Consider the following 2,700-nt stretch of genomic DNA (forward strand, 5'->3'; position numbering starts at 1 on the left):
GGATTTTTCCACACGGCCCGTACCGCCGATGTTATTGATGAAGTCACCGCCGGTGTTCAGTTCCAGCACGGCGTTGTCGGTGACGTCGCCGGTACCCAGCGCCTCAACGTTAGTGGCGACCAGCGTGCCGCCGCTGATGAGCGTGCCGCCGGTGTAAGTATTGCTGCCGGAAAGCGTGAGCGTCTCGTCGCCGGATTTTTCCACACGGCCCGTACCGCCGATGTTATTGATGAAGTCACCGCCGGTGTTCAGTTCCAGCACGGCGTTGTTGGTAACGTCGCCACTTCCCAGCGCATCAACGCTAGTGGCAATCAGCGTGCCGTCGTTGATGGTGGTGCCGCCGGTATAAGTATTGCTGCCGGAAAGCGTGAGCGCGTCGTCGCCGGATTTTTCCACACGGCCCGTACCGCCGATGTTATTGATGAAGTCACCGCCGGTATTCATCTCCAGCGTGGCGTTATCGGTGACGTCGCCAGTGCCCAGCGCCTCAACGTTGCTGGCGACCAGCGTGCCGTCGCTGATGAGCGTGCCGCCGCTGTAGCTGTTGGCGCCTGAGAGCGTCAGCACGTCGTCGCCGGATTTGACCACCTGCCCGCTGCCGCTGATGGCGTTGTCGAACGTGCCGCCGGTGTTCAGTTCCAGCGTGGCGTTGTCGGTGACGTCGCCGCTGCCCAATACATCAACGCGCCCGGCAATCAACGTACCGTCGCTGATGAGAGTCCCGCCGCTGTAGCTGTTAGCCCCGGAGAGCGTCAGCGCGCCGTCGCCGGATTTGACCACCCGGCCGCTGCCGCTGATGGTGTTGTCGAACGTGCCGCCGGTGTTCAGTTCCAGCACGGCGTCGTTAGTGACGTCGCCGCTGCCCAGCGCCTCAACGTTGCTGGCGACCAGCGTGCCGTCGCTGATGAGCGTGCCGCCGCTGTAGCTGTTGGCGCCTGAGAGCGTCAGCACGTCGTCGCCGGATTTGACCACCTGACCGCTGCCGCTGATGGCGTTGTCGAACGTGCCGCCGGTGTTCAGCGCCAGCGTGGCGTTGTCGGTGACGTCGCCACTTCCCAGCGCATCAACGCTAGTGGCAATCAGCGTGCCGTCGTTGATGGTGGTGCCACCGGTATAAGTATTGCTGCCGGAAAGCGTGAGCGTGCCGTCGCCGGATTTTTCCACCTGCCCGCTGCCGCCGATGGCGTTGTCGAACGTGCCGCCGGTGTTCAGCTCCAGCGTGGCGTCGTCGGTGACGTCGCCGCTGCCCAGCGCGTCAACGTTAGTGGCGACCAGCGTGCCGCCGCTGATGGTGGTGCCGCCGGTATAGGTGTTTTCCGCATTCAGGATCAGCGTGCCTGCGCCCTGTTTGATCAGCGATGTGCCGTCCCAGCCGGTGGCGCTGGCGGGATCGAGCGTGGCGTCAACGTTTTCCAGCACCGTATTGACCGCAAAACTGCCGTCGGCATTGGTCAGGTTAAACGTGCCGTGGGCGTCGGTGACGGCGTCGTCGCGGTCGGCATACCATGTCAGGGCGGTGGTCAGTTCGTACTGCTTGCCCGTGTCATCAATGCGGCCATCGACGGTGATAAAGTCGGCCAGATCGGCGTCCATTCCGGCGACGGTAAGCTTTTCGAAATCGCCTGCAATGGTTTTGTCTGACGCGATCAGGGTGAAGGTATCCAGATCGTCCGTGCTGGCGGGATCGCTGTCCAGCACATCGCCGACGCCGGTGATGTCCAGCGTACCGGCCAGCGAGACCTGAGAAGCGGCGTGGATAACAGGATCGACGGTGTTGCCGTTCAGGTTGATGGTCAGCGTGCTATCGCTTTTTTGCGTCAGCGTGGTCGCCTGTAGCGTGCTACCTGCGCCGATTTCGGTGTTGCCGCCGCTTTCGGTGGTGAGATCCGTTACCGTAAACTGGCCGCTGGCGTCCAGCAACAGGCTGGCGCGGTTGTCGATAGCGCCCGTACCCAGCGCGTTGACGTGAGTGGCAATCAGCGTGCCGCCGCTGATGGTGGTAGCGCCGCTGTAGCTGTTGGCGCCTGAGAGCGTGAGCGTCTTGTCACCGGATTTCACCACCTGGCCGCTGCCGCTGATGGCGTTGTCAAAATCGCCGCCGGTGTTCAACTCCAGCGTGGCGTTGTTGGTGACGTCGCCAGTCCCCAGCGCCTCAACGTTGTTGGCGACCAGCGTGCCGCCGCTGATGGTGGTGCCGCCGGTGTAAGAATTGGTTCCGGAGAGCGTGAGCGTCTTGTCGCCGGATTTCACCACGCTGCCCGTACCGCCGATGTTGTTGGCGAAGTCACCGCCGGTGTTCAGTTCCAGCGTGGCGTTGTCGGTAACGTCGCCGCTGCCCAACGCCTCAACGTTGCTGGCGACCAGCGTGCCGCCGCTGATGGTGGTGCCGCCGGTATAAGAATTGGCGCCGGAGAGTGTGAGCGTTTTATCGCCGGATTTCACCACGCTGCCCGTACCGCCGATGGCGTTGTCAAAATCACCGCCGGTGTTCAGCTCCAGCGTGGCGTTGTCGGTGACATCGCCGGTACCCAGCGCCTCAACGTTAGTGGCGACCAGCGTACCGCCGCTGATGATGGTGCCGCCAGTGTAAGTATTGCTGCCGGAAAGCGTGAGCGTCTCGTCGCCGGATTTCACCACCTGGCCGCTGCCGCTGATGGCGTTGTCAAAATCACCGCCGGTGTTCAGTTCCAGCACGGCGTT

General features: G+C 62.9%; 1 protein-coding gene. It reads right to left on the reverse strand.

From position 1 onward, the window contains the following. Positions 1-2,700: autotransporter-associated beta strand repeat-containing protein (locus NBA72_RS24020; protein WP_439006046.1), on the reverse strand; the 2,700-nt coding region annotated here is incomplete at both ends.

The sequence above is a fragment of the Salmonella sp. NW1250 genome (genome assembly GCF_051812965.1).
Lineage (GTDB): Bacteria > Pseudomonadota > Gammaproteobacteria > Enterobacterales > Enterobacteriaceae > Salmonella > Salmonella enterica.